This window comes from Marinobacter similis (genome assembly GCF_000830985.1).
Classification (GTDB): domain Bacteria; phylum Pseudomonadota; class Gammaproteobacteria; order Pseudomonadales; family Oleiphilaceae; genus Marinobacter; species Marinobacter similis.
Genome location: NZ_CP007151.1, coordinates 490,303 through 516,433, shown reverse-complemented (window position 1 = coordinate 516,433; position 26,131 = coordinate 490,303). Strand labels below are relative to the sequence as shown.

At 55.2% G+C, this 26,131-nt stretch carries 27 protein-coding genes and 5 pseudogenes; 9 read left to right on the top strand and 23 right to left on the bottom strand.

What is annotated here, in order from left to right:
- From gspL to gorA, 4 genes are read left to right on the top strand one after another with little or no spacing between them, the layout of a single operon-like run.
- Positions 1 to 1,287, top strand: a complete 1,287-nt coding sequence (gene gspL, locus AU14_RS02320; RefSeq protein ID WP_330217947.1) for a type II secretion system protein GspL — start codon at positions 1 to 3, stop codon at positions 1,285 to 1,287.
- Positions 1,288 to 1,308: 21 nt separating this feature from the next.
- A complete protein-coding gene (gspM, locus tag AU14_RS02315; protein WP_041338581.1) occupies positions 1,309 to 1,836 on the top strand; it encodes a type II secretion system protein GspM in 528 nt (175 codons plus the stop codon).
- A 29-nt stretch (positions 1,837 to 1,865) separates the two neighbouring features.
- Entirely contained in the window at positions 1,866 to 2,549 is a 684-nt protein-coding gene (locus AU14_RS02310) for a GNAT family N-acetyltransferase (RefSeq protein WP_041338578.1), read from the top strand.
- Between the two features lie 15 nt (positions 2,550 to 2,564).
- Positions 2,565 to 3,926 carry a glutathione-disulfide reductase gene (gorA, locus tag AU14_RS02305; RefSeq protein ID WP_041338575.1) on the top strand — a complete coding sequence of 454 codons (1,362 nt, stop codon included), beginning with the start codon at positions 2,565 to 2,567 and terminating at the stop codon, positions 3,924 to 3,926.
- 57 nt (positions 3,927 to 3,983) lie between these two features.
- Here the strand turns inward: gorA and AU14_RS23630 are convergent.
- The 6 genes and pseudogenes from AU14_RS23630 to AU14_RS20295 form a co-directional block, all read right to left on the bottom strand.
- A pseudogene (locus AU14_RS23630) lies at positions 3,984 to 5,056 on the bottom strand (sensor histidine kinase); the annotation flags it as partial.
- A 508-nt stretch (positions 5,057 to 5,564) separates the two neighbouring features.
- Positions 5,565 to 5,921 carry a hypothetical protein gene (locus AU14_RS20315; RefSeq protein WP_236744312.1) on the bottom strand — a complete coding sequence of 119 codons (357 nt, stop codon included), beginning with the start codon at positions 5,919 to 5,921 and terminating at the stop codon, positions 5,565 to 5,567.
- Complete coding sequence (locus AU14_RS20310) at positions 5,914 to 6,348, bottom strand: hypothetical protein (RefSeq protein ID WP_236744311.1); 435 nt, start codon at positions 6,346 to 6,348, stop codon at positions 5,914 to 5,916. Before AU14_RS20310 ends, AU14_RS20315 begins: the two co-directional genes overlap by 8 nt.
- 23 nt (positions 6,349 to 6,371) lie before the next feature.
- Positions 6,372 to 6,845, bottom strand: coding sequence for a hypothetical protein (locus AU14_RS20305; protein ID WP_236744310.1), 474 nt, complete (start codon positions 6,843 to 6,845; stop codon positions 6,372 to 6,374).
- A 77-nt stretch (positions 6,846 to 6,922) separates the two neighbouring features.
- On the bottom strand, positions 6,923 to 7,909 hold the full coding sequence (locus AU14_RS20300; protein ID WP_236744309.1) for a TonB-dependent receptor plug domain-containing protein: 987 nt from the start codon (positions 7,907 to 7,909) through the stop codon (positions 6,923 to 6,925).
- A gap of 328 nt (positions 7,910 to 8,237) precedes the next feature.
- A complete protein-coding gene (locus tag AU14_RS20295; RefSeq protein WP_236744308.1) occupies positions 8,238 to 9,062 on the bottom strand; it encodes a TonB-dependent receptor plug domain-containing protein in 825 nt (274 codons plus the stop codon).
- A gap of 131 nt (positions 9,063 to 9,193) precedes the next feature.
- On the opposite strand from AU14_RS20295, the gene AU14_RS02280 reads away from it, so the two are divergent.
- Positions 9,194 to 9,820 carry a hypothetical protein gene (locus tag AU14_RS02280; RefSeq protein WP_041338569.1) on the top strand — a complete coding sequence of 209 codons (627 nt, stop codon included), beginning with the start codon at positions 9,194 to 9,196 and terminating at the stop codon, positions 9,818 to 9,820.
- Here the strand turns inward: AU14_RS02280 and AU14_RS22555 are convergent.
- The 8 genes and pseudogenes from AU14_RS22555 to AU14_RS02260 form a co-directional block, all read right to left on the bottom strand.
- Entirely contained in the window at positions 9,817 to 10,074 is a 258-nt protein-coding gene (locus tag AU14_RS22555; RefSeq protein WP_269079088.1) for a bile acid:sodium symporter, read from the bottom strand. The two genes, AU14_RS02280 and AU14_RS22555, sit on opposite strands and share 4 nt — an antisense overlap.
- Positions 10,075 to 10,109: 35 nt before the next feature.
- Complete coding sequence (locus AU14_RS02275) at positions 10,110 to 10,811, bottom strand: bile acid:sodium symporter (RefSeq protein ID WP_269079087.1); 702 nt, start codon at positions 10,809 to 10,811, stop codon at positions 10,110 to 10,112.
- Between the two features lie 3 nt (positions 10,812 to 10,814).
- Positions 10,815 to 11,314 (bottom strand): annotated as a pseudogene (locus AU14_RS22545) (FadR/GntR family transcriptional regulator).
- Between the two features lie 18 nt (positions 11,315 to 11,332).
- Positions 11,333 to 11,491 (bottom strand): annotated as a pseudogene (locus AU14_RS23625) (FadR/GntR family transcriptional regulator); the annotation flags it as partial.
- A gap of 195 nt (positions 11,492 to 11,686) precedes the next feature.
- A complete protein-coding gene (locus AU14_RS23620; protein ID WP_236744307.1) occupies positions 11,687 to 12,148 on the bottom strand; it encodes an NAD(P)/FAD-dependent oxidoreductase in 462 nt (153 codons plus the stop codon).
- A 92-nt stretch (positions 12,149 to 12,240) separates the two neighbouring features.
- Positions 12,241 to 12,825: a flavin-containing monooxygenase gene (locus AU14_RS23615; RefSeq protein WP_407942843.1), complete on the bottom strand. Its 585-nt coding sequence runs from the start codon at positions 12,823 to 12,825 to the stop codon at positions 12,241 to 12,243.
- Positions 12,826 to 12,887: 62 nt separating this feature from the next.
- Positions 12,888 to 13,079, bottom strand: a pseudogene (locus AU14_RS23610) (NAD(P)-binding domain-containing protein); the annotation flags it as partial.
- Positions 13,080 to 13,298: 219 nt separating this feature from the next.
- A complete protein-coding gene (locus AU14_RS02260; protein ID WP_041338566.1) occupies positions 13,299 to 13,574 on the bottom strand; it encodes a YebG family protein in 276 nt (91 codons plus the stop codon).
- 297 nt (positions 13,575 to 13,871) lie between these two features.
- Between AU14_RS02260 and AU14_RS02255 the strand changes: the two genes are divergently transcribed.
- Positions 13,872 to 15,341: a diguanylate cyclase domain-containing protein gene (locus AU14_RS02255; protein WP_041338563.1), complete on the top strand. Its 1,470-nt coding sequence runs from the start codon at positions 13,872 to 13,874 to the stop codon at positions 15,339 to 15,341.
- 1 nt (position 15,342) lies between these two features.
- On the opposite strand, the pseudogene AU14_RS02250 reads toward AU14_RS02255, so the two are convergent.
- Positions 15,343 to 16,310, bottom strand: a pseudogene (locus tag AU14_RS02250) (beta-ketoacyl-ACP synthase III).
- A 163-nt stretch (positions 16,311 to 16,473) separates the two neighbouring features.
- Here AU14_RS02250 and AU14_RS02245 point away from each other — a divergent pair.
- On the top strand, positions 16,474 to 16,725 hold the full coding sequence (locus AU14_RS02245) for a YdcH family protein (RefSeq protein ID WP_041338560.1): 252 nt from the start codon (positions 16,474 to 16,476) through the stop codon (positions 16,723 to 16,725).
- Between the two features lie 198 nt (positions 16,726 to 16,923).
- Positions 16,924 to 17,076 carry a hypothetical protein gene (locus AU14_RS19600; RefSeq protein WP_169745954.1) on the top strand — a complete coding sequence of 51 codons (153 nt, stop codon included), beginning with the start codon at positions 16,924 to 16,926 and terminating at the stop codon, positions 17,074 to 17,076.
- A gap of 158 nt (positions 17,077 to 17,234) precedes the next feature.
- On the opposite strand, the gene AU14_RS20275 is transcribed toward AU14_RS19600, so the two are convergent.
- The 5 genes from AU14_RS20275 to AU14_RS19490 all read right to left on the bottom strand — a co-directional run bounded on the left by AU14_RS20275 (position 17,235) and on the right by AU14_RS19490 (position 20,233).
- Positions 17,235 to 18,239, bottom strand: coding sequence for a methyl-accepting chemotaxis protein (locus tag AU14_RS20275; RefSeq protein WP_236744306.1), 1,005 nt, complete (start codon positions 18,237 to 18,239; stop codon positions 17,235 to 17,237).
- Between the two features lie 26 nt (positions 18,240 to 18,265).
- Positions 18,266 to 18,691 carry a hypothetical protein gene (locus AU14_RS20270; protein WP_236744305.1) on the bottom strand — a complete coding sequence of 142 codons (426 nt, stop codon included), beginning with the start codon at positions 18,689 to 18,691 and terminating at the stop codon, positions 18,266 to 18,268.
- Positions 18,692 to 18,744: 53 nt separating this feature from the next.
- A complete protein-coding gene (locus AU14_RS20265) occupies positions 18,745 to 19,230 on the bottom strand; it encodes a hypothetical protein (protein ID WP_236744304.1) in 486 nt (161 codons plus the stop codon).
- Positions 19,231 to 19,358: 128 nt separating this feature from the next.
- Positions 19,359 to 19,685, bottom strand: coding sequence for a hypothetical protein (locus AU14_RS02235; RefSeq protein ID WP_041338558.1), 327 nt, complete (start codon positions 19,683 to 19,685; stop codon positions 19,359 to 19,361).
- Positions 19,686 to 19,702: 17 nt separating this feature from the next.
- A complete protein-coding gene (locus tag AU14_RS19490; RefSeq protein WP_041338555.1) occupies positions 19,703 to 20,233 on the bottom strand; it encodes a peptidoglycan-binding domain-containing protein in 531 nt (176 codons plus the stop codon).
- Between the two features lie 211 nt (positions 20,234 to 20,444).
- On the opposite strand from AU14_RS19490, the gene AU14_RS02225 reads away from it, so the two are divergent.
- On the top strand, positions 20,445 to 21,356 hold the full coding sequence (locus AU14_RS02225; RefSeq protein WP_052471938.1) for a bifunctional transcriptional activator/DNA repair enzyme AdaA: 912 nt from the start codon (positions 20,445 to 20,447) through the stop codon (positions 21,354 to 21,356).
- A 55-nt stretch (positions 21,357 to 21,411) separates the two neighbouring features.
- Here the strand turns inward: AU14_RS02225 and AU14_RS02220 are convergent, their stop codons facing one another.
- From AU14_RS02220 to AU14_RS02210, 3 genes are all read right to left on the bottom strand, one after another.
- The gene (locus AU14_RS02220; RefSeq protein ID WP_041338552.1) at positions 21,412 to 22,377 is read right to left on the bottom strand and encodes an ABC transporter substrate-binding protein; all 966 of its coding nucleotides are present in this window, start codon (positions 22,375 to 22,377) and stop codon (positions 21,412 to 21,414) included.
- 239 nt (positions 22,378 to 22,616) lie between these two features.
- Positions 22,617 to 24,461 carry a protein kinase domain-containing protein gene (locus tag AU14_RS02215; protein WP_041338550.1) on the bottom strand — a complete coding sequence of 615 codons (1,845 nt, stop codon included), beginning with the start codon at positions 24,459 to 24,461 and terminating at the stop codon, positions 22,617 to 22,619.
- A gap of 9 nt (positions 24,462 to 24,470) precedes the next feature.
- Positions 24,471 to 26,117, bottom strand: a complete 1,647-nt coding sequence (locus AU14_RS02210) for a dihydrolipoyllysine-residue acetyltransferase (protein ID WP_041338547.1) — start codon at positions 26,115 to 26,117, stop codon at positions 24,471 to 24,473.
- Positions 26,118 to 26,131: the final 14 nt, after the last annotated feature.

Here is a 26,131-nt window from a genome sequence, read left to right as displayed (position 1 = left end):
ATGTCTTATCGCCTATACGTGCGGCCAGTACCACCACTGGCCGACCCCGCGCAGAACCCTGAGGCGTTCTCGTATAACTGGGTGCTGCATGATGCCAGCGGCGATACCCAGGCGCGCGGCACCGGGGATACCCAGCGGGAAATTGAGCAAACACTGGGGCAGAACGCCCTCGACAACGTCTTGCTGATTGGTCTGATTCCTGGCGATGAGGCCTTGTTTTGCCTGGCGGACATCCCGGCCAAGCAAAGCCGATACATCCAGCAGGCCCTGCCTTACGCCGTGGAAGAGCAGATTGCCCAAGACATTGATTCGGTGCACTTGGCCCTGGGCCGGCACACCGACGATGGCTATCGTGTGGCTGCCATTGATGAAGAGCGAATGCGCAATTGGGTCAGTCTGTTCAGCAACTGGGAACACGTTCGTCTGGACGCGATTTACCCGGATGCGTCGTTGCTGCCGGTCACCGAAGGCGGTTGGACCGCCTGTCTGGATGGCGAAATTGCGCTGATGGTCAGTGATCGTGGTGAGTGGCTAAGTATGCACTCCGTCAATCTGGGCATGTTCGCTCACACGCTTGCCGTCCCGCCCTCAGAGGAAGTGGTCCCAGAGGTGCCGGTGACTCTCTATGCCACCGAGCAGGAGTTTGATGCGCAGCAGACCATCGTGAGCGAATTCAAGGCGCCAGGGCGATTGCTGGTGCGTCGCGAGACTCTTGAATTGATGCCGTTGGAATTGCTGGCTCATGCTCATCATCACCATCTCTCACACCCGATTAATCTCTGCCAGAGCCGGTTTTCCAACCGGTCAGACACGGCGAGCCCGTTCAAGCCTTGGAAGCCTTTGATCGCTGTTGCGGCGGTCTGGTTCGGCGTCCAGATTGCGCTGGAAGTGGGTATGGGGATGTATCACGAGCGCAAAGCCAGTGATTTGCAGGAGCGGGCAATGGCAATCTACCAGGAAGCGTTTCCTGGCGATCGGCGCACCCATGCGGGCAATGTCCGGCGGGTTATCCAGGGTCAGCTGCGGGTCGCGGGCTCCGATGGCCCGGATCTGGATTTTATCACCCTGATGAAATACACCGGTCAGGAATACGCGGAGCTTCCGGGAGGCCAGTCGGTGACCTTCAATTCGGTGAATTTCAGCCAGTCTCGGGGCGAACTGGTGGTGGATGTCAGGGCCGACAGTTATGACCGCCTGAGTGCGCTACGCAATGGGTTAGCCAATCAGGGGCTTGAAGCCAGATCGGTTCGGTGGTTAATGAGTCCAGTGGCGCCCGTGGCCGACTGACGGTTTCCGGAGGTTAAGGCAATGTTTGAGAAACTTAAGGACCAACCCTCGGTTGGCAAACTGATCGCCCAATACGACCAGCTGGCAAAGCGTGATCAGCAGGCATTGCTGGTGCTGATAGTGGCAGTCTTGGTTGGCCTGCTTTATTTCGCGATTTGGCGCCCGGCCACCACCTTCCATGATTCGGCGGTTGCTGATCGTGAAAATGCGGCTGAGCTTCTGGCCTGGATGCAGGCCAATGAATCCACCATCAAACGCCTGAGCAGCGCTAGTAGCGATGGCTCCGCGGGCACCTCCGATCTGCCAGATGGCCGAGCGCTTATGGCGCTGGTCACTCGATCAGCACGGGAATCCGGGCTGGCGCTGCAAAGGTTTGAGCCGAGTGGAGAAAACGCAATCCGGGTCTGGCTTGAGGATGCCCCCTTTGCTGAAGTTGCGGCCTGGTTGGAGCAGCTGAAATCCGGCAATGGCGTCATCATTGATCAGGCGGCCATGGACCGGGCCGATGAACCAGGCCGGGTTTCTGTTCGTTTAACACTGACCATCTGAATGGGTAGTTCCGGCAGGAGAGTGTGAGAATGGCTAACGGCAGTGGCAACAGCAGTCAATCAGAACCCGTGATTGTGCGTCTTGATGGCTCCGCGACCAACGAGGCGCGCTCTATTCTGTATCATGCTTACCGGAATGAGCCCACGTTTCAGTATCTGTTTGATTACCGGCGCCCGGGTTACGATCAGCGAATTCGGGCCACCATCCGGGAGCTGATTGATCTGTATTTCGACCTTGATCAGGAAGCCATTGGCGTCATGGTCGATGATACCCTGGTCGCCGTGGCCTTCATCGGCGACCCTGAATTACGGATGAATCTGGCAGATCAGTTTAGCTGGCGCATTCGTATGGTTCTGACAACGGGGTTTGCGTCCACTCGGCGTTACCTCGATTATCACGAGAAAATCCGGAATATGCTGCCGCAGCCATTGGCGCACCAATTGCCCCTGATGGGAGTAAACCCGAAATACCAGAACCGTGGCTACGGCCGCCTGCTTCTGAAAACCGTCGAAAAACTCTGCTCGGAGAATCCTCGCGGCAGTGGGTTGGTACTCGACACCGGAAACAGCCGGTACCTGCCGTTTTACGAGTCCGAGGGGTTTCGCAGTCTGGGCAAAATTAGGCTCGGTGACTTCGAGGACCATGTTCTGTTCCGCGAAGTACATCCTGAGACCAAATTAGCCACTGGGAAGGCTGCCACCGAATCTGAATGACTTACAGGAGACACTGTGTCTGAACACCACGATTTTGATCTGATTGTAATTGGAGCCGGCTCAGGCGGCGTTCGCCTGGCGAGAATGTCGGCCCAGCGGGGTGCACGGGTTGCCGTGATTGAATCACGGTATCTGGGCGGCACTTGCGTCAATGTGGGTTGTGTCCCCAAAAAACTGTTCGTGTATGGCGCCCATGTCCACGACGAGCTCGAAGACGCCGCCGGTTACGGTTGGAACGTGCCCACTTCAGACGTGACGTTTGATTGGCCGACACTGGTGGCTAACAAGAACGCGGAAATCGAACGGCTGAACGGAATTTACGGCCGCATGCTGCAGAACGCGGGCGTAACCATCATTGAAGGCACGGCGTCGTTCTCCGATGCCAATACAGTCGTGGTTGGCGATACCTCCTACACCGCAAGACATGTAACCGTTGCCACCGGAAGCTGGCCGGTGGTTCCGGACATTCCCGGCAAGGAATGTGTGGTTACCTCCAATGAAATGTTCTACCTGCCGCAACTGCCGAAGCGCGCCGTGATCTGGGGCGGTGGTTACATTGCCGTTGAGTTTGCGGGCATTCTGGCCGGGCTTGGCGTTGAGACAACGCTGCTGTATCGCGGAGAATTGTTCCTCAGAGGCTTTGACACCGACATCCGGAACTTTACCGAACAGGAGATGCGCAAGAAGGGCATCAATCTTCAGTTTGGGGTCAACATCGATTCGGTGGAGCCTGAAGGCAATCAGTACCGGGTGCATCTGAACAACGGCGAAACCCTGGAGACGGGTCTGGTGATGGCGGCAACCGGCCGCAAAGCGCTGGTGGAAGGGCTTGGATTAACCGAGCTGGGCGTGGAGCTGAGTGAATCCGGGCATGTGGTCGTGGATGATCATTTTCAGACCGCAGTACCCTCCATCACTGCACTGGGCGACGTAATTGGCACACCGCAGCTGACGCCGGTGGCTCTGGCCCAGGGTATGGTCCTGTCGCGCCGGTTGTTCGGTGATGGCCAGGGCGATATGGACTATTCGGCTATTCCGACGGCGGTGTTCTGCCAGCCCAATATCGGCACCGTGGGTTGGACGGAAGATGAGGCCCGTGCTGCCGGTCACTCGCTGCGTATCTATCGTTCCGAATTCCGGCCGATGAAATACACCCTGAGTGGTCGTGACGAGCGCAGCTTGATGAAGCTCGTGGTGGATGACCAGACCGACAAAGTGCTGGGGGCTCACATGGTGGGACCGGACGCTGGCGAAATTACCCAAGGCCTGGCAGTGGCTATCAAGGCCGGTGCGACCAAGGCTCAGTTCGACTCAACCCTGGGGATTCATCCGACCTCTGCCGAGGAATTTGTGACCATGAGAGAAGCTGTGGGCTGACAACTTCAAGCGCCCAGGGAAGGGCGCTGCTTCTCTTTGTGGGTACTCTCGGCCTCAGTTCGGGATCCAGCGTCCCAAAACTGTTTTTAGCATTTCTTTTCTTACCGGCTTGGCTACGTAATCGTTCATGCCACTCTCCAGGCAGCTTCTGTCAGTACCCGGCAATACGTCGGCGGTAAGTGCAATGATGGGAGTGCCCGACCGCCCGCTGCTCTGCTCCCACTCACGAATGTGACGGGTGGTTTCGTAGCCGTCCATCACAGGCATCTGGCAGTCCATCAAAATCACGTCGTAACCCCTATGATTGTTGCGAATCATATTAAGGGCATCTTTTCCATTGTTCGCCGAATCGGCCTGGTAACCCAATTTGGTTAAGATGGCTTTTGCTACGCGTTGGTTAACAAGGTTGTCCTCTACAACCAGGGCGTGGGCCACACCAGACCTTCGCTCTATGGTTGGCTGGCTGTCATGGGACGGGGCGTCCTTACTGGCTGCAAGTTCAAATGGTAATTCAAACCGGAAAGACGACCCTCTTCCAAGGTCTGTTTCAACTTTAATGTGGCCACCCATCAGCTCCACGAGCCGCTGCACCAGGGCCAGCCCGAGCCCGGTTCCGCCATGCTCCGGTCGTCGCCGTGCTGCAGCTGTTCAAAGGAGTTGAAGATATCTGGCAGTCTTTCTATGGGAATGCCCGATCCTGAATCACTCACCGCGCAATTAAGCACGATGCAGTGGTCTTCCAGCCCAAAGCAGCCTGCCTGAATGATAATAGAACCGTCGCTGGTGAATTTGATGGCGTTGTCGATCAAACAGGCGATGATTTGGCGCAGTCTGGGGGCGTCCCCTATCACCAGAGGTTTGTCGGGCCAATCGCCAAAGAATTTCACGCTGAGTGATAATCCCCGTTCCTCCGCGACCTGACGGTAGGTCGCAGTGCAGTTGCGGATCAGATTTTGAAGGTCGAATTCCTGGTTGGATAGTTTAAGAACGCCGCTTTCCATACGGGAGAAATCAAGGATGTCACTGATAACCGTGAGGAGATCCTCGGTAGATTGACGGGCGGTGGTCAGGTAATCCCGCTGACGAGGTGTAAGGGGGTCCTCCTGAATCAGGTCGATCATACCTAGCACACCATTGAGCGGGGTGCGCAGTTCATGGCTCATGGTTGCCAGGAATTCCGACTTCGCTTGATTGGCTGATTCCGCTTTCTGGCGCGCGCTCTCTGAGGCAGCCAGGGTTTGCTCCCGGGAAGTCTCCAGGTTTGCCAGGTGGGTTGCCAGTTCATTCAGCTGTCGCTCAATGTCGACAACTTCCTGCGCGCTACTCCTGTTGCCGGTAGGCCCTTTGGTATAGTCCCGGTTGATCAAGCGCGAAACTCGGCTAGATATCTGTCGAACGGGGTAGAGTATGGTGTTCAGGTGATGCTGAATTATCAGCATTGTGAACAGTAGGAGCGAGGCTCCTACCGCCAGAGAGGTCCAGAGAATGTCCCTTTGCCGGTCCGCCAACAGATCCCGGCTGACCCCAACGTGAACCGTACCCACTCGCAACGCACTTGCCCGCAACCCCGACTCCGGCGTGAACCACTCGGTAGTCCGCCCGGAATCCAGATCCAGCGGTTGTTGCAATATCTCCGTGTCAAAAACCTCGTAAATACGGATTAATCGGGATGCTGGTTGAATCGGTTGCGACAAAGCCGATTGGATCACCCGAGACGTTGGTCACCTCAATCCAGTCTGCTTTGCTCTGTTTCAGTGCCTTGGATAAAACCTCCTCAAGGGCCTGACTATTGCCCGAAACCACAGCGTACTCCAAAACCGGGGCCAGATTGTCGGCAAACATCTGACTGCTGTCGGACAACTGCTGGCGGGCATCCTGCAGTCGAGCCGAAGTAAAAAATGCAATCAACACTATAAACATGACGATCGCAGGAAGAGCGCCGAGTAGCAGGAGCTTGCGAGTCAGGGTCGGTCGGGTCACCGCTGGACTATTCATTCAATGGCCCCCCATGTCCGGTAAGTTCCTGCTGTATGGTCCGGCTCAAAAACGCTCGCTCAGGAAGCGGGATATTCATCGAGCGGGCAACCTGATCGTTAACTTCAACGCGATAGATTTGCGGGTATGACGGGGCGGGCAATTCACCCGCAGAAAAATACTGTTCAATCATATTGGCGCCCAGGGCCGCCATTTCCGCAAAGGGCGCGTAGCTTGAGGCCAATGAACCCGCCTTGACATAAGCCTGACTCGGGCCAATAACGATCTTGTTACGCCGATAAGCAGTCAGAAGTATGTGTTTGATAGTGCGAGGGTTATAGATGGCATCGTCAGGCGCGGCAAGCAGGAAGTCACCGTAGCCAAGTGCTCTCACCAGCGTTGGAATCAGATCGTCTTCGTTGTCTACGACGAAAACCCGTGCACGCATGCCGTGTGCTGGAAGTTCATCAATCAGGGGTTCGTAAAGTTCGACAGAGCCGTGGTGGCGAGGATTGCTACTGTGTTCGATTGCGGTAATATCGCCTTCCCCGTCAGGGCCTGGCGCAGTAGCGGGACATCGTAAAGGACGCCGGAGATTTGGCCCGGGCTTCTGGCCGCAAACCCGTCGATGAAGGATTTGTTCACCAGCATGGCCAGAATGGGTATCGAGCGATTGGCCTGGCGCACTCGGGAGAATGCCGCAGGGCCAATGGAAATAATGGGGGTATTCTTGATCATCGGGATCTGATCGTGAGAAATCGGGGTAAGGGTGATATCACTCCTTAATTGGTCGGTGAGTAACGATTGAATGTGCTGATCAAGGGCGGTACTACCAGATCCGGCTAGATATACGAGGCGGTTGGGCGTTTCCTGGCCGTGTGCCGATACCAGGAAAACGAGGCCGAAAAGAGTACCCACGGCCCGCCTGTAAATAGAGCGGGTCATGTGTAGCAAGCTTCGCCATCTGAATCTGCTGTGTGGTGTCATACCATCCTGGGTTACATACTTTCCTTGGTCAATGTTCAGAAGCGAATTCCGGCCTCAACGAAATACTGATTGGATTCATCAATGATGTTGTCGGGGCTCATCCACGGCTCCATATTGATGTAGTGCTGCATGGTGAATGCCAGTACATAGCTGAAATTGGGCCGGTCTATCCGGCGGGCTAGTCGGAAATCAGCGCGCTTGAACCGGGTTTTGCGTACCTCATGTGTGAGATAGAACGCTGCGGAGGAAGTCAGCGACCAGGGTAGCTCCTGGATCCATGCCACGCTCCCTGAATGGCGAGCGGAAAGTCGCCCCATCAAAGCTACGGCTCGGGATTGGGTGCTGGGGGGAAGCTTATCAGGATCGCCAGTGTAGCGGCTTTCCTGATCGAGATAGGCGTAGGTAGCGCGCAACAGCGTACCTGAGAACTCCAGTGAACCTTCGAGCTCGACTCCTTCCTGATCCACTGCGACGTTGTTGTCGATGTACCAGTCCTCTTCGTTGATCACTCCGCTGATCATATCTCGAAGATAGTCATTGAAATACCGCACTTCAACGCTCATCAATGCCGAGTCCAGATGATACTGCCCGAAATAACTGATCTCGCGAGAGGTAATGGTTTCTTCTTCCAGTTCTTCGCCAAATGTGGAGGTGGTCTGGTCTACAAGGTCCTTAACCTCGAAACGGACGCCCTCCAAGGCCTCGAATGGCGGCTGCACATTGCGGGGTCGGTAGGACCAATCCGGGTCTTGCTCAAAGGCATCCGGTGTTCGCACGGCTCGGGAGAACACAAAGCGAATGGCGTGGTTGTCATTGATGATGAAATTGGTCGCCACCCTCGGTGAAAAATAACTTTCATCGGTCGTGGTGGTGGTCTCCCAGTTGCCGCCGGCGTTAAAAGTGACCCAATTAAACGGCGAGTACTCGGCATTGGCGAATACCCGGCTCTGATAATTGTTGCCGCGGCCGTTGAAGTAGGTCTCGGAGTCAAAAGTGTCTTTGCGATAGCCAAGGCCTGACACCAGTTTGAACTCAGGTTGATAATGACGGTGTTTTGCAGCTCGAACTCGAGACGCGATTCTTCGGCATCCTCATTGAGGTCAGCCACAAAGGGGCCCTGATCGGTCGGGAATGGTGCTCCCGGGGGCAGCAATTGGATAAACTCGTCGGCAGGCACTGAGACCGACCATCGCTGTCGCCGCCGCTGGTTCTGATAGGTGGCCTGGAGGTGATAAAAGTGGTTGTCAGAAATGGCGCCGTTGAAACGGGTTTGCAGATAGTAGTTGTCGAGAATGATGTCTGGATTGGTGGTAGCTTGCAGCTTGCCCGACTTCGCACTGTCCTCTTCATTTACGCCGTCGACCACGCCGGCCCGAACGTCGATTGAATGGATGTTGTCGATGGCCAGCATGCTGTCAAAGTTGAAATTGTTGATGTCGAAGCCGTCGTGAAACTTCTCTTTCTCCTCATCCTTCTGCCGGTCGAACCCGTCAGATTTGCGTTTCTCATAGGATAGGCGCCAGGCGCCATCTTCAGTGCTGTCACTGACTGAGGTAAAGGTGCGCAGGTGGCCCCGGGAGCTATTGAGGTGTATGCCTCGGCACCCGCGGTGTCGTATGGGGAGCGAGTTATAATGTTTATACTGCCGAGAAAGGCATTGATACCATAGGCAGCAGCATTCGGACCGCGGCTAACCTCGATTCGCTCAATGTTTTCGAGCGCAACCGGCATTGCAATCCAGTCAACGTCAGACAGGCTTGCGCGGTAGGCTGTTCGGCCGTCAATCTGAACTTGAAGCCGTCGTTGTTCGTATTGGGAGGTTCCGTGGTAGCTGGTCACCTGATTGTTGCTACCGTACTCGCCGACCACCATGCCGGGTACAAGTCGGAACACTTCCACCAGATTCATGATGCCAAGATCACGAATCATGTCGCCGGTGATAATGGTTGTGGTGCCCGGTACTTTAAGCTTCGATTGGCGCAGTCGGGTCGTTGTCAGCACCTCCGGGATCTGCGATTGCTCGCCTTCCTTGGTCAGTAATTCCGGGTACAACTCGGGTTCTTCAGTCTGTCCCCAGGCCAGGGCGGGTAGGCTTAAAGACAGGAAAAGCGTGCAACTGGCGGCGCTGGCAGCCAGGAATAGCTTTTTTGGTGACGTTGTTGTCGAACTGGTCATGGGTGAGGATCTATACTCTGCCAAGCCAAAGAGGGGGCACACCGTGATCATGTTTTGGTCTATCGTAGGGGACTACACACGGTTTGTCTCTCAAAAATGTAATGAATCTGAGAGCTGGGAGCTGCAGCTTTATGAATTGCTGGGAAGTATTGGGAATTGAACCGACGGAAGACCACCAAAGAATACAGCTTGCCTACGAGCAGCAGCTGAAGTTTGCCTCGGGCGAGGAAGCTGAAAAACTGGACCGCGCATTTCGGGAAGCCACCGGAGGCGCGCCGAAGCCTGAAGCCCCGCAAGCTCCGGTGAGCGATCAAATACCGGAATCTGATCGCACACTGGATGCCAATGAGGGCCAGATTGTTCGCGAGGTTGTGATTCAGATCAACGCTCTGCTGAATGATTCAGGACGAAGTCGGGATGTGGGGATCTGGAAGGCAATCCTCTGTGAACCACCTGCAGACCAGGCGCCGGTGCGCCGTGAAATTGCCCGTCAACTTGAGCCGCAGGTTCGCCCTATGGCTGAAAATGGGAGCTTGCCGGCACCGGTAGCTCAGTTTCTGGGTGACTGGTTTGATTGGACCAGTCTTCAGGACATGGTTGAGCAAGCCGATGAGCCACAAGCCGAACAGTCAGAGATGAATGCCGAGGAAGCAGATCAGCCCCCTCAACTGGTTAACTTCTGGCCTGCGGTGATCGGCTGGATTGTTGGTCTGGCTATCCTTGCCAGTCTGTTTGGTGGCATAGGTGGAGGAGGTTAATCCTCCACAGTGCCGTTCAGCGCATCCATTTTGGCCCGGTAGCGCTGGGCCAGAATAGCTCCAAGAATCACCTGGATCTGGTTGTAGCACATGATCGGCAGCACGATCATTCCAAAACCCGGATGGCCGGAGAAAAGCACTTTCGCCATCGGCAAACCAGAAGCCAGACTCTTCTTAGACCCGCAAAAAACAACCGCCGCCTCATCTTGCAAGCTGAACCCAAAATAGCGGACAAGCAGCCTCGCTATGATCATGAATAAAGTCAGCAGAGCGACACAGAGAACAATCGTCAGGATGATGCTTTCGCCGGCAGGTTCTGCCAGAGCCCACTTTCCACGGAATATGAAAACGCTGAATAGACAATCAGCCAGATAACGCATTTATCATAACGAGCCATCAGTCCCTCATTGCGCCCCAGAAAGCCACCTAGCCACGGCCGCATAGCGTGGCCTACGGCGAAGGGCAGTAACAACTGCAGCATGATGTCTTTGAACGCCTCCGCAATAGAAAAATCACCTGCGCCTGATGTGCTGACGAGCAATAACAACAGGAACGGCGTCAGCATCATCCCGAACACGTTGGACGCCGCAGCACTGCAGATGGCGGCAGGAACATTACCCTTGGCCAAAGCGGTATAGGCGATGGAAGACGAAACCGCCGAGGGCAGCACGCCCAGGTACAAGAATCCAAGTCCCAGATCTTTAGGCATCCAGGACGGTGCCAGGTCACTCAGGCCGTTGATCGGCAGAACCACCAACGGGAAAAATACAAAGGTCATGGCAGTGATGAGAATGTGGAGCCGCCAGTGCATGGCTCCGGCAATAATTTGCTCCCGCGATAGCGCAGCACCGTGGAAGAAGAAGAGCAGGGCAACGGCGACGGTTCCGGCAATTGCCAGCCCGTCACCGAAGTCACCCGTGGCTGGCAGCACTGAGGCAAGAACGATGGCGCCAAGCAGCAGTAGGGTGAAGGTGTCGATCTTGAATTTCATGAATCAGGATTCCCGGTCTTGCAATGCTTGAAGGCTGGGTTGGAGTAGGGCTCTGGCCAATTGTTCTGCTTTTACTGGATCCCGGCGACGAACAGCGGCCAGCAAGAGTTCGTGGTCTTCCTGGGAGGCTCTGGCAAATCGGCTTCGGTTTCCGTGCGCTCGATGGTTTCCCGGATGCCATGGGAAAAGTAATCGTAGAGTTCAGAAAGGGCGGAGTTATGGGATGCCGCCACCAGGCCATGGTGAAACGCTTGATCGTGTCGAACCCGGTCCGCCACCGATGCACCCGCTTTCGCGCGGGCATCCAGCGCTTCTTCCATCACACGCAAGTCCCGATCGGTTCGTCGCGTAGCTGCGAGTTTGGCAGCCTCGGTCTCGAGCATCAGGCGCACTTCCAGCTGGTCGGCAAGGTGAGTCCTGCTAATCCTTCTCAGGGTTTCGCCTGCATCGCGGGTAGAGCGAACGTAGGTGCCATCGCCCTGCCGTGTCTCCAGTATTCCCACATGAACCAGAACCCGAACCGCTTCACGCACGGTGTTTCTGCTTACACCCAGCGCTTCGGAGAGCTCGGACTCCACCGGCAGCTTGCTGCCAAGGGGCCAGTGCTCAGATTCAATGGCTTGTCTGAGGCTTTCGATGGCGGTATCAACCAGCGAGCCTTTGCGTATCTTTTCGAGCATGTGTCAATCATCCTATAACCAATAGCCCAATCATCCTATGAATTATATGAGTCTGCAAGCCGCCGTTTATGCTGAATCGGAACAATGAGACCAGTGCGCGTGCTCAGGCGTTTCGGGGCGGGTCGATAAACTGGTAATCGGCGGTGTCCACACGGCGGGTGGCCAGCCGGTAGGTGAAGGTGAATCCGGGCCAGTTCACGGTGTTCTTACCGTTGGCATCGAGATACCAGGAGGTACAGCCAGAGCTCCAGACACTGTGCTCCAGCCTTCCTGCACGACTGACGAAAACCGCTCTTGCCGATCCTGTCGCACATCCATGGCGGAACCGGGATATTTTTTCAGCGCCTCCATGGCGTCCACAACATAGCGAATCTGTGATTCCAGCATGAACACAATCGAGTTGTGGGCAAGGTTGGTGTTCGGGCCATAGAGCATGAACAGGTTAGGAAAGCCGCTCACGGTAATGCCTTTGAAAGCCGACGCACCGGCTTCCCAGGTCTCGTTCAGGTTGATTCCAGCGCGACCGGTGATTTCCATCGGCGCCAGAAAATCTGAGGCCTTGAATCCGGTGCCGCAAACAATGGCGTCGACCGGGTAGTGCTCGCCGTCGCGGGTGACGACACCGTCGGTATCAATATGATCGATAGCATCGGTCACGAGTCTGACATTGGTCTGGTTGATGGCTGGATACCAATCATTGGAAATCAGGATGCGTTTGCAGCCGATCTGGTAATCCGGAATTACGTGCTTCAGTTTGTGAGGATCGGTGACGTATTTTTAGCCTCTCGACGGGCCTGGTGGGCGAAGATTTCTAACATGCCGTTGAACTTGGTAAAGGCCAGGGCCCGGCTTTCGTTCTTCCAGTAAATCAGATAACGGTAGAGGCGATCCCAGGCCGGTAGGGCGCGGAACAGTGATTGCTCCCACGGTCTGAAAGGCCGGTCTGGTTTGGGGAGCACCCAGGGGGCCGAACGTTGAAACAGATTCAGGGATTTAACGGTTTTCGCCAGTTCCGGCACAAACTGGATGGCACTGGCGCCGGTGCCGATTACCGCGACGCGTTTGTTGGCAAAGTTGTAACTGTGATCCCAGCGGGCGGAATGAAACAGCTTTCCTGCAAATCGATCTATGCCTTCAATCCGGGGCCAGGCGGGCTGATTCAGTTGCCCCGTGGCCGTGATCACCACATTCGCCGTCAGTTCCTCGCCATTGGCTAACTCGACTTTCCATTGATTGCGGGTATCGTCGAAACGGGCCTTATGGACCGGGCAGCTGAAGCGGATGTGGTTCGACAGTGCGTATTTTTCAACGCAATGCTCCATGTACCCGAGAATTTCGTGCTGAAGTCCGAATTTTCTGGTCCAGTCGTGTTTGGGTTCAAAGGAGTAAGAGTAGAGGTGGGACTGAACATCGCAGCTGCGCCCGGATAGGTGTTATCGCGCCAGGTGCCACCTACACTTGAGCCTTTCTCAAGCACCGTGAACGAATCGATCCCCGCTTTTTTGAGCTTAATGGCCATTCCGAGCCCGCCAAAACCGGCACCAATGATAATAATGGATGGGTACGACGCGGTGTTGGATCTGGTCATGTAAGGGGCCCGATACGTTTCTTGTTGGAATTGTTTGATCTTGAGTATACGGGGCTGTTCAGATTGGTTGGATGACTTCTTGTACCAGCGAGGGTAGTCAGATCGACCAATGGGGACGGATCGGCAGTAAATTTGGGGAGAGACTATTCTGGGGGAGAGGCTATGGGGAGAGATTAGTGGGCAGCCTTTTGGGAAAGGGAAAAGGCCGCCGTTTGTTTTTTAGTCCTGTTCGGCCGCGTTCAGTAGTTCCGGCTTTTTCAGGGCTTTCTGAAACAAATCCCGCTCTTCGGCGATGGCCATGGCGCATTGCTCTGCCTGGTCATCGCTCAATCCTTCAACCTTCCGGCTCAGAAATACCTGTATTTCTTCCGCCAGCTCCAGAATCTTATCCCGAGCATCTGCATCGGCTTTAGACGTAAAGAGCATGGTGTCAGGATGTTTAAGCGCCATATCAAGGCCGTCCCTCTCGGAAAAATAGACTGCTTGTACCGCCATGGTCACTCCTCGCAGTGAATGCGTAATGCTGTATAAAAATACAGTGTACAGGAAGCTGGGCGGTCCCGACAATAAAGTTTTGGAGCTGAAGTCGTCATTTAGAAGTTACAAAATTTCACATCCCGTTCTAGAGTTAAAACGTACAGAGCTCGGTTGAATTCAATGTTGGGCGGGGGCTCGGCTATTTATGGTTTTGGCGCTTAATCTGTTCTATGAAGTGATCGTGCGATGACGAAATCGAGCAAGCTATGGTGGGCTCTAATTGCTCTTGTTGCGGGAATTGGCCTGAGCCTCATATTGGGCCGCACTTTGTACACGGAAGAATCCCGCGCCATTAACCAGGAGTTCAAGGCCGACATCAACCAGCTGTCAGCGGTTTTCGAGCGTGAAGTGCTGCTCAACCTTGAGATCCTGAATGCTCTCAAGGATGCAGTCGCCGTACTGCCCGAGATGACTTCCCAGCGCTTTGCACTGCTCACGCGCAGAATTCTTGAGCGTTCGCCTGCGATTCAGGCCTTTGCATGGGCGCCACTGGTTCTGAATGACGATGTGCCCGCGTTTACGCTTCGCCAGCGTGATGAATTCGTGAACTTTGTCATCATGGAAGTCTCTGGGTCCGGCTTGCGGCAGGCACAGGAACGCCCCTGGTACGTTCCTGTTCAGTACATCGAACCCCTGTCCGAAAATCGTTCCGCCCTGGGTTTTGACCTTGCCAGCGAAACCCTGCGCCTAGCGGCGCTTCTCGCCGCCAGGGATTCGGGTAACATTGCGGCAACCGCAGGTATCCGCCTTGTACAGGAACCGGATAACCAGAAAGGTTTCCTGGTGTTTGCACCGCTTTACCGGGAACCAGCCGACATTCGCGGGCTTAGTGACGGCGTGCAGCACTACGGATTTATTAACGGTGTCTTCCGGGTCGGCGAGCTAGTGGACCAGGCGATCGGTGAGGAGCTGCACGAGGACATTCTGTTTGAAGTCTATGATCGCTCAGGCTCCGATAATGTTTTGCTTTTCAGTACCGAAAATCTATTGGATAAAAACTGGCATTCAGAGGGAAGGTACGAATCACCGGTGTTTGATATCGCCGGTCGCCAGTGGGTAGTTGGGGCAGTGCCGTCGATCAGCTTTTATCAAAGCAGGCGAGGTGTCTTTCCATTTTTCGTCAGCTCGGTGGGTATCGTGCTATCGGGACTGGTGTTCGGGTATGTCCTGCTGAGCGACCGCAGGAATGCTGAGCTGCGTGACGCCAAGGCGAAGTTGGAGAAAATCTCTTTGACAGACTCACTGACCGGGCTTGCCAACCGTCGCCAGTTTGATGCCTATCTGGAGCGGGAATATCGCCGAGCCGTAAGGCAAGGTACGGCGCTGACACTGGTGATGCTGGATATCGACCAGTTCAAGGAATACAACGATTACTACGGACACCCGACCGGTGATGCCTGTTTGAAACAGGTTGCGGATGCCTTGGCTAAGGTTGTGCATCGGCCAGCCGACTTGCCGGCTAGATACGGTGGTGAAGAATTCGCCCTGGTGCTGCCAGACACCGCCGATGGTACGGAGGTTGCCGAGTCTTGCCGTCAGGCAATTGAAGCTCTCAGAATTCAACACGAGGCATCGACGGTTGCGGATGTGGTGACCATCAGTGTTGGTATTGCCGTATTAACCCCCCAGACCTGGCACCAGAATGTGACTGACCTTTTGCACCGTGCTGATGAGGCGCTGTACGAGGCCAAGGAGTCCGGTCGAAACCAGGTTTGCCGGGCGTAACTCAGTAACGCAGCAGTGCCGAACCCCAGGTGAATCCGCCGCCGAAGGCTTCCAGCAGCAGGACTTCATTGCGCTGGATGCGGCCATCCCGAACCGCAACGTCGAGTGCCAGCGGAATCGAGGCGGCCGAGGTGTTGCCGTGTTCGTGGACGGTCACCACCACGCGATCCATCGACATGTTGAGCTTCTTGGCAGTCGCGAGATAATCCTCAGATTGGCCTGGTGGGGCACCAGCCAGTCAACGTCGGATTTCTGCATCTGATTTGCGCTGAGGGTCTCGTCGACAATCTTCCCGAGAGTGTTTACGGCTACCTTGAAGACTTCGTTGCCTTTCATCTCTACAAAGGCCTTTCCGGCTTTGACCTGGTCATAGCCATCGGCAATGCCGCAGGGCACATGGAGCAAGTCTTCGTATTGGCCGTCGGCGTGGATATGGGTGGACAGAATGCCGGTTTCCTCATTGGCTTCCAGAACCACCGCGCCAGCGCCATCGCCGAACAGTACGCAGGTGCCGCGGTCTTCCCAGTTGATAATGCGGGAGAACACTTCGGCGCCAATCACCAGGGCTTTTTTACTGCTTCCGCTCTTGATGAACTTTTCCGCGGTGGCTAATGCATAGACAAAGCCACTGCACACCGCCTGGATATCAAAGGCAGGGCAGCCACGGATGCCGAGGCGGGCCTGCAGAATGCATGCGCAGCTGGGAAAGATTTTGTCGGGCGTCGAGGTGGCAAAGATGATCAGATCGATATCGCCAGGCTCAATGCCGGCGGCTTCAATTGCGCGACGGGCGGCTGGCTCGGCCAGATCAACAGTGGTCTGACCCTCCACGGCAATGTGTCGACGTTCAATGCCGGTGCGCTCCCGAATCCATTGGTCGGTGGTATCGACCATCTTTTCGAGGTCCTGATTAGTAACGATATTCTCAGGCAGGTAAGAACCAGTGCCGGCAATTCGTGCAAACGTCATTCGTGCGTGTCCCGAGCTATGGCTGTATTTCGTAAACCCATGCTATACCCACCAAGCACAGAGCGTTATTAGCGATTTGTCAAAGGCCCCCCGAAAATGGCAGCCTCAGCTATTATAAAGAAGCCACCGAACCAAACTCAGAATCGGAGAGGAGAGAACCGTTATGGGAATTTCCAGTCACGAGCTTCACGAAGAGTTTCCTCAGTACAGCGATCTGATTGACCAACTGAAAGCCAACGACCCCAAGTTCGGGGACAAGTTCAAGGAGTACTCAGAGCTGGACCAGGAAATAGAGGGACTGGAAAGGCGTGATGCGCCAATTGGAGATGACAAACTCCATCGTTTGAAGCAAAAACGGGCACACCTGAAAGATCAGATTTACCAGACTCTGGTGCAGAATGGACACGCTTCCTGAGGAATACTCACGAACACTGTAAAGCCGGGCCATTTCAGGCCCGGTTTTTTTATTAAATTGCGGTAAAAACGGCCGTAAAACGGCTCTGATAAGTGTTTCCAAGTATTCAGACTGTAATGTCAAGTCATTAGAATAGGTGCCTATTCAAATAGGGTTTCAAATTTCGAAACTCATGACTACTGAAACTGGAGATACGATATGAAAAGAGCTGCTTCTTTCTACAAAGGCTGGCGCATGAAACGCAACTTCGTTCACTTGGTGATGACCACTGACCGTCGCCTGCTGAATGACGTTGGCTTCTCACCTGACGTGGTTCATCAAAAGTTGAACACACCTTTCTGGAAGTTTTAATCCCTGACAGTCGCGCCCGGGGACTCAGTGGACTTGAGGCAACAGCCTCAGTCAGCTCCGGGCGCTTTTAGGTAAGCCAGATACGCTTGGCAGCCTCGTGACTTTGAATTCGTGACTTTGAATTCGTGATTTGGAACTAAAGTTCCGGCCTTCCTCCCTCAGACTTTGAAACGACGAACCAATTCAGTCAGATCTTCAGCCATATCTGCAAGCGACGTGCTGGACTGGTTTACTTGCGCAATATCGTCGGCGAGCTTATCAATCGCACCACTACTAACCTCAACGTTCTGGGTCATTTCAGCAGCAGTTGCGCGTTGTTGTTCTGTAGCGCTGGCGATCTGTGTGGTCATCTCTACAATCCGGTGAACAGCTGACAAGATATCCGATAGCGCTTTACCCGATTGACCAGCCTCTTCCGATGCATCACCTGCCATTTGTTTGGCTCTGCTCATGTCCACGACAGCCCCAGCTGCACCTTGCTGGATGTTAGAGACAATTCGCTCGATATCAACCGTGGAATCCTGCACCCGTTTGGCCAGTCCGCGCACTTCGTCGGCTACAACCGCAAAGCCGCGACCTGCTTCACCTGCACGAGCGGCCTCAATGGCAGCGTTCAACGCCAAGAGATTGGTCTGCTCTGCAATATTTTGAATGACCTCGAGAACGCTCCCGATTTCTCCGGATTCGTTTTCCAGCTTTTGTATGCGTTTGGACGCCTCTTCCACTTGGCTTGCCAGGTTGGAGACGGCATTTATGGCAGTTGTCACGGTCTCTTGGCCTGTTTCGGCCAAAGACGCCGCCTTGCGCGCAGATTCGTCCGTATCGTTGGTGTTTGACGCAATCTCTTCAGATGTGGACACCATCTCCTGCATTGCGGCTGAGACTTGCGTAATCTGGTCCCTCTGTTGCTCAGAGTTGGCGGTTGTTCTCTCGGTAATGTTGGAGAGAGATTCGGACTCGCTTGTTAACTGGCGCGACGATGTGACGATTTTGGAAATCGTGCCTTCAAGTGTTTCAAGGAAGGAATTGACAGCGTTAATGAAATCTCCAACCTCGTCAGGACGGCCTGAGGTCAGCCGGGTGGACAGATCACCTTTATTATTTCCGATGTCCTGAAGGTATCCGAGGATTTCTGAGCGCGCGCGTTTAACGCTTGATCCCATTAATCTGCTCATTAGTGCTGCGACGATTAGCCTAGGACAACCGAAATTGCAAATGCAGTGACGGTAAATTGCAGGGCCTTATCGGTTTCAGCATCGGCGTCATCTGCAACTGCTTCCAGCGAGCCAAAAACGCTGTGCTCAAGATCCCGAGCCATGGCGGCGATTTCTGGTCCAAGCGTATCCAATGTTTGGGTTTTTACCTGAACGACCCTTGCCTGCTGGACCAACAGTTTCTCCACCGACGCCTGATAGTTCCGCAATTCTGCCACCGCAGTGTCAAAATAGTCCCTGACAAAACCCGGAACATCGGAGCTGTCGATCAACCCCAGCGCGTCCTGGGTGTCCTCAATAGCGTAGCCCAGAGCTTTGCGCGAAGACTCGTTACCATCAGCAAAATATCGTTGGGCGGCCATACGCATCATTAGAGCATCGCCCATCAGTTGCTCAAGCACGGCTCTTAATCGGCTTTCCGGGTCTCGGTTAGCGACACCATCGAGCGCTCTCCTTAGCGCGTTCGATGCGTTAGGGCCGGATACATCCAGCTCATCTCTGATAATGGAGAGGACCTGTTTTTTTGCAGGTACCAGTTCATTTTTGAAGGCTGCAATGTACTGGCGCATCGAGCTGTCAATGTCATCAACGAGTTGGGCACGCTCAGGTTCTGTATGTTTTTCTGAGCTGCGTCTATACGGGCCGAAAAGTCTTCTTCAAGCTCGTCAAAAGAGGAAAGGAGCGCGCTATTGCCAGTGGAGTAGTAGTCGAACACTCGCAGTCTCATGCGATAAAGATCAATCAAAGCTTCCGTTGCAGTGGCGGTATCGGGAGCAAGATCTCTCGCTACGGTGTTCATGCGTTCATCAAGTATTTGAAATTCACGGACGCAATAATACGTAACGAACGCAAACAGCAACAAAATGAAGACGGGAGCAATGAGAAGCTTTCCGGGAACACCCAGTTTTCGCTCAATAGATTCCAGGGCAGAGGTAGCCATTTTTTTACCTTCTAGTTTTTCTAATGATTGCTAACTTAACGGCCGATTAGAACCAAACTGAAGGAGATAGGCCAGATAAATCGTCAGCCTGAAGTGCTACCTCTGTACGTCAGAACAAACCAAAACCGTTAAACCATCCAACCGAACAAAAAGTGGAACAGGCTGCCGAAGATATTCCGGTCATTCTCTGACTTTGCGGGTTGTTCTTTCTGGGCGGTCTCAGCGGTTGCCGTTTCCGGCGCTTCGGCTTTCGGAGCTTGTGCAACCGGCTCGTTTTCTATCGTGTCTTCCGGCTTTTCGGAAGCAGTGGCCTCGTTTGGCAATTGCTTCATCCAGGCGACGGTTTCAGCGCTGGTTGGCTCCGCAGTTGCGGGGGCTGGGGACTTCACCTTTGCGATATCGGCACTGGGCGCAGGCTTATCGACGGACTGAGGTGCCGATTCTGCCTTGGGCACTGGGGCCGACTCTTTCACTACTTTGGCTGGCGGGGTAACGCTGGTTTGGGAGGCCACTTTGGGAGTCGCTTCCGGAGTAGCAGGTTCTGTCTGTTTGCTGGGCCGGCTCTGGGGTTGAACCTGTGGCTTGGGTTGCAGACGGCGCTGAGGTTGAGCCTTGGGTTGGGTCTGTGCCTGGGTCTGAGCTTGGTTCGTGTTTCAGAGATACCCAGCGCCGCCAGGGCGTCGGTTTTGCTGGCAACAACATTGCCTGACACTGCCCGGCCTGAGCCGTGCGAAACTCCGAGTGCGGAAAGCGTCTCTGCGTCCAGACTTCCGGAGACTTTCAGTGCGCCATTGCGAGCCTGGTAATCGCGAACGGCCTGTTGCAGGGCTTTGTCCATCCAGCCATCGGCCCGGCCAACGTTATAGCCGGCGCCGTAAAGGGCGTTTTCAGCCGCAAAAATGACATTAACGCTGTCGGTCTGGGCCTGGGCGTGAGAACTGGCGGCGAGGGCAGCGGACAAAAACAGGCCCTTGCTGACGATGCTGAGTTTGGCGGAATTCATGCGGGTAACCCTCCCTGGATGTGATGGGGTTGTGTGAATTGGCTGAGTATCGAACAGATCTCTACTGTATTCGGTGCACCACCACACAGTGTGCCAACAATGGCGACGGGTTCGCGCATTTGTGCCTCGAGGAATCGGGCAAGAATCGGATGGAATCAGCATAGGAAACCGGTTCTGATGGTTGTATGGTTTCAGGACAAAGGATCCGGTGATGCCGATGCCAAGTGAAATGAAAATGCAAACGACGAATTCCGGGGGTGACTCCGATAAGCGCCGCGCCCAGATGTTTGAGCTGGCGCGCACCATTGAACAGCGAGCGGACGAGCCACTGACCCTGGCAAGTCTGGCTGGGGAAGTGGGGCTGTCCCCGTCGCGCCTGCAAAAGGTGTTCAAGGAGGTTCTGGGAGTGTCACCGAAGACCTATCAGGACGCTGCCCGGATGCGTCAGTTCAAGCAATCGCTCAGGCAGGGCAGCGGCGTAACCGATGCCATTTTTGAATCCGGATATGGCTCTGTAAGCCGTGTCTATGGCGAGGGCAAACGCAGCATGGGCATGACGCCAACCGCTTACCGGGCAGGTGCCGAGGGCGAGCGCATCAGCTATGCCTATCGGAACACGTCACTGGGCCTGGTGATGATGGCGGCTACCGACCAGGGTGTATGCTTTGTCCAGTTTGACGATACGGCTGATTTGCTGCTTGATGCGCTCCAACGGGAATTTCCCAAGGCAAATCTGAGTGCTTCGTCGGCGCAACATGCCCCGGAGCTGGATCGTTGGATTGAAGCGCTGGATCGCCACATTGATAGCGCGGCGCCAAAACCTGATATCCCTCTCGACATCCGCGGTACCGCCTTTCAGATCAAGGTCTGGAATTTCTTGCAGACGATTCCGGAGGGCGCGGCGCTTAGCTACAGCGATGTTGCAAAGGGCATTGGAAAGCCCAAGGCCACCCGCGCCGTGGGAACAGCTTGCGGCAAAAATCGGATTGGCTTGCTGGTTCCGTGTCACCGGGTGCTTAGGGGCGATGGTCAGCTTGGAGGCTATCGCTGGGGGCTTGAGCGCAAACAGGCGTTGTTGGCGAAGGAGAGCCAGCGAACTACCCGGCAGACTGATCAGACTTGATGGAAAGCCACCCAATGATGAGTGGCTATCAGATTCGAGGAGCAGGGTGGTCGGTCTAATCCACGAAATTGGACTGGCTAGAGATCAGCGAGGAAAGCGTCAGATCCCAGTGTTTCATACCGCTGCGGCTGTACACGTAATGACCGCTCAGGGATTTCATCTGCGGAATGCGATCCGGTTTCATCCCATTCAGGATCATCGACGCCAGGCGCGCTGCGGTTAGCCCCTCCTGATGGGCAGATACGGTGAAGCCGCCTATGCCTGCCTGCTCACCCACAAAGATGTCCCAGAATGAGAAGATCGGTACCTGGGCGCGGTTGTAGGCTTCGGTCATGATTTCTTTCGGCGGCGCGTAGTTATCGTTTTCGTCGCGGATGGTGTGATAGGTGCCGACAACAATCGCGTCGTACCGGTAATGGGCATTAAACACTGATTCCAGCCAGGTTTGCTTGTCATTGGTCAGGACAATATCGAGTCGCGAACCGTAGAGGGTAGGCTGGCGTTCATCCCCGAAATACTCGTTCACCGCATTGCGCATGGTCGGTGAATCATCCATCAGCACCAGAAAGCGCTCATTCTTCTTCAGCACCTTGCGCAGGTGTCGAATACTCTCTGCGAAAAATGGCCGTTCAAGGATACCGGTTACTAGAGGGTGGTTTAGTGTCGGGTGCTGTTCCGGGCCGCCGTTGACACCCAGGAACACAACGGGAATGTGCTGGTTCACCAGATGCTCGGCCATAAGGGTAAAGGCGTTGTCATCGCCGAGAATGGCAACATCCGGCTGAATGCTGGCAACGGCCTGCTGAATCTCGGCCACTTTCTGAGGCCATTCCGATTTTTTCAGCCGCTTGGTGTCCAATTCTAGAACGTGAATATCGTGCTTTGTTCCTAGTACCGATTTAACAGCGGCAACGTAGTCGGCATCCCATTTATAGCCGCCGTGATAGCTTTCTATCACGACCACGGTTTTGCCAAAACACATCGGGCTGAACAGCAAAAAGGTCAGGAGAAGTAGTCGCATGCAATGTTCCTTGTTGTTATTGAGGCGTGCCTGGAATTTTCAGAAAATCCCAACAGTTGCGACTAAAAACTATTCAAAAACTGCACCATATTCGCACGTGTATGATTTATAGGGGATTGTCAGTGAACACGTGCAAACTTGTCCTGAATTCTGGATACAAATGTCCGGCTTTACGTACAGGTTTTGTCCTTCATTCAGGACAGTTGTAGGGCAGGCCGGTCATTAAGGCAGGCAGTCGGTCAAGAAGTAACGCCGGTGGATCTGGGATTCCGGGGGTAATAACTCTCGGGCAGGTGCTCGATGTGGGGGAAAAATCGGGTGTCTTTGTAGGGCATTTTCATGAAGCCGGACACGCCCAACCCGGTGATCTCCTCCACCGCCGACAGAATTTCATCCAGTAGCCGGCTGAATTCCGGCTCCTGATCCGGATCAAGCAGCCGGTAATGGCTGTGAATCTTCAGGTGCTTGGGAAGAGCCTCGAAGATGATCATCCCGGTGTGGTGGATTCTGTTCAGCGCTTCCAACGCCCGGATGATGGTTTCAGGCAGCACCAGGAACTCTTCTGGATCGGGGCCGTCCTCGAAGTAAGAGTGAACGCGGGTTTCGTCTTCCACCTCCGGTGCCGCACTGACCTCGTAGTGCAGGCTCATGTCGGCTGTTACCAGGAATGGCTGATCCGGGTCGGCGCGATCAATGTGCAGAGTGTTTCGGGCGTTGAACAGGCAGCTCTTGAAGATACCCTTGCGATAGATTGCCTGGGCCAGATACACCATGTTGTTGACCGCCCGCACAAAGGCCGTTTTCAGGCTCGGGTCGTGCAGGTTCAGGGAGGTGTCGATGTACACGCCGTCGGTCTCCCAGCGCACCGCGAGGCCACCTTCGACCGGGTATCGGCCCAATCGGCTGACAGCGGCGAGGAAGGCTTTCTCGGTTTCGCCCATGCCCTGCATGAAATTCTTGTAGTAACGGTCCAGCTGCACGTCGTTAACGTCGTTCAGGGTTTCCGGCGCGCCTTCCTCTCTCAGAAAAGACTTCCGAGAGCTGTAAACGACTGTATCAATCTCCTGATCCGAGGCCCGCACCCACACCGGAACCTGCGGTGCGACGGGATTGGCGGGCAGGTCAATCATCACCGTGCGTGCCATTCTCGGCATTTCATTCAGATAGTAATCGCCGGCTTTGCGGCGGGTTTCCGGGTCCGGTGACAGCATGCCATCCAGCATGCGGGCGAATTCCATGGGCAATCCCAGGGACGCCGCCGGAATAGCCTGGTGCCCGAACCGGCAGGACTGGCCTGAGGCGAGGGCGTAAAGGGTGCCGGCCGCGCCCTGTTCGTCAAAACGCGGTGAGGAGAGACCTCCGTTCAACTGTTCCGAACCAATGAAATAGACATCGCCCAGCCGCGCATTGGTCTGCTGGAGGTTGTCAGACATCAGTTCCATCACGTTGGCGGTGATGAATTGCTGGTTGGCATCCAGCTGGGCGAACACCGACGAGCCCCAATCAATTAGGGCGATGTTTTCGGTGCTGGCGTCAAAGACCAGATTTGAGGGTTTGATGTCGCCGTGCACGATGGGGCGTCCGGCTGGGCCGGATTCACGCCGCAGGTTGCGCAGAATGTCCGCAAGCTGGTCGGCAATTCGAATGATGAGCCGGGGTTTCAGCCGACCCTCACGAAGGGAAACTTCTTCAAGATTAAGACCTGCGGCCCGTTCCATCACCAGAATGGGTTGGTTGTGGGCGCGTTGGTAGGAAATCAGTCGGGGGACTCTCGGGTGCCGAACCTGTTCGAGTATATAGGCTTCATCTTCCAGCCGATCCTGCAGGTGCTGGGGCAGATTGATGCGGGTGAACTTGAAGACATGCTCCAGTTCGCTCGTGCCTGCCAGAGTCAGGCGACCAGAGAACACGAATCCGTAGGCACCTTTGCCGATCATTTCGATGTCATGATACCCAAGCTGGCGGAGCTGGGCAGCGCATAACGCCACCCAGTCCTTGAGCTTTTTGGCATCGTCATGACTGAGCAGATAAACAGATTGCTCTTCGGGTATGTAGAACTGCTGAATCTGTTTTGCCTGCGTCATGATTGCCCGTTAGCCCATATGCAGCAGCATCGACTGCGGCGATTCCAGGTAGCTTTTCCACCGATTGCAGAAACGGGCAATGGTGCCGCCATCAATAATGCGATGATCACCGGCCCAACTTACCGTCATGATAGCCCGTTCCACGACCTGGCCGTTGGCGTCGAAGCGTGGCAGCTTCTGGGTACGGCCAAGGGCAACGATGGCCACTTCCGGCGCGTTGATAATGGGTGAGGCGTAAGTGCCGCCCAATGCGCCAATGTTGGAAATGGTGATGGTGCCGCCCTTGAGGTCGTCCTGACTGACCCGGCCCGATCGTGCTGCCTCGGTCAGCCGCGCCACTTCGTCAGCAACGCCCAGCATAGTGAGGCTTTCAACCCCTTTGACGTTGGGGACCATCAGGCCGGCCTTGCCGTCCACTGCCATGCCGATGTTGCACTGGGACAGGTAGTGAATTTCGGTGACGTCGTCATTAACACGGCTGTTCAGCAGCGGGAAATCCTGCACCGCCAGAGCCATGGCCTTCATAAAGAATGGCATCAGGGTGAGGCGCGAGCCTTTGGCTTCGGCCTCTACTTTCAGCTTCTCGCGCAGGGCCAACAGGTCGGTAACGTCGATGTCCTCACTGTAGATGAAATGAGGGATCGTGGTTGCCGAGGTGACCATGTTGCGGGCCATGGCGGCTTTCATACCTTTGATCGGTTCAACGCGAACTTCCTGCTCGCCCGCTGCCTGTCGGCGACCGCTAGCGGGTGCCGGTTTGGCTTCCGCAGAAGCTGCCTGGCTTTCGGGCTGCGTTGCCGGCCTATCAAGGTGGGCCAGCACATCGGCCTTCAGTACACGACCGTCTTTGCCGGAACCCTTGATGTCGGCCAGATTCAGGCTGTGTTCCCGGACCAGTCGACGAACCGCCGGGCTGGCCGGAATGCGTTGCCGGCTCTGTGCCGCCGCCGGTTGCTGCGTAGCGGCTGGCGCTGAATCCTGGGCGGAAGCCTGGCTGGGCTTGGCCTTCGATTCGACCGGCTCGTCGCGCTCGCGAGGGATAAAGGCAAACAGAGGCGAGTGCACCTGCGCCATTTCCTGCTGCTGATGATAAAGCTTGGTGACCCGGCCAGCCTTGGGTGCGGTGATCTCAACCATTGCCTTGTCGGTCATTACGTCGACCACGGGCTGGTCTTCCTCGATCTCGTCACCTTCGGCAACGCGCCATTCCACCACTTCACACTCAACAATGCCTTCGCCAATATCCGGCAGGATAAAGTCTTCGGTGGCATCATCGCCTTGATTTGCGGAGGCCGCGGGCGCTTGCTCGGCAGACGGCTTTGCTCCCGCTGAGGGCTCTTTACCCGCTGACGGCTTTTCTCCCGCTGAAGGCTCTTTGGCTTCCGGCTTTGATTGCCCGGCGGCAGCGCCGGATTCGTCATCTTCGCCAACCAGCTCAAACAGCGGGGCGTGTACCTTCGCGATGTCGCCTTCCTTGTGGTAAAGACGAGTTACACGGCCCTTGTAGGGCGCGGGGATTTCCACCAGGGCCTTGTCGGTCATTACCTCGGCCACCGGCTGATCTTCTTCGATCAGATCACCTTCACTGACCAGCCATTTGACCAGTTCACATTCCACGATACCTTCGCCGATATCGGGCAGTATAAAATCGCTCATGGTTACTCTCCTGT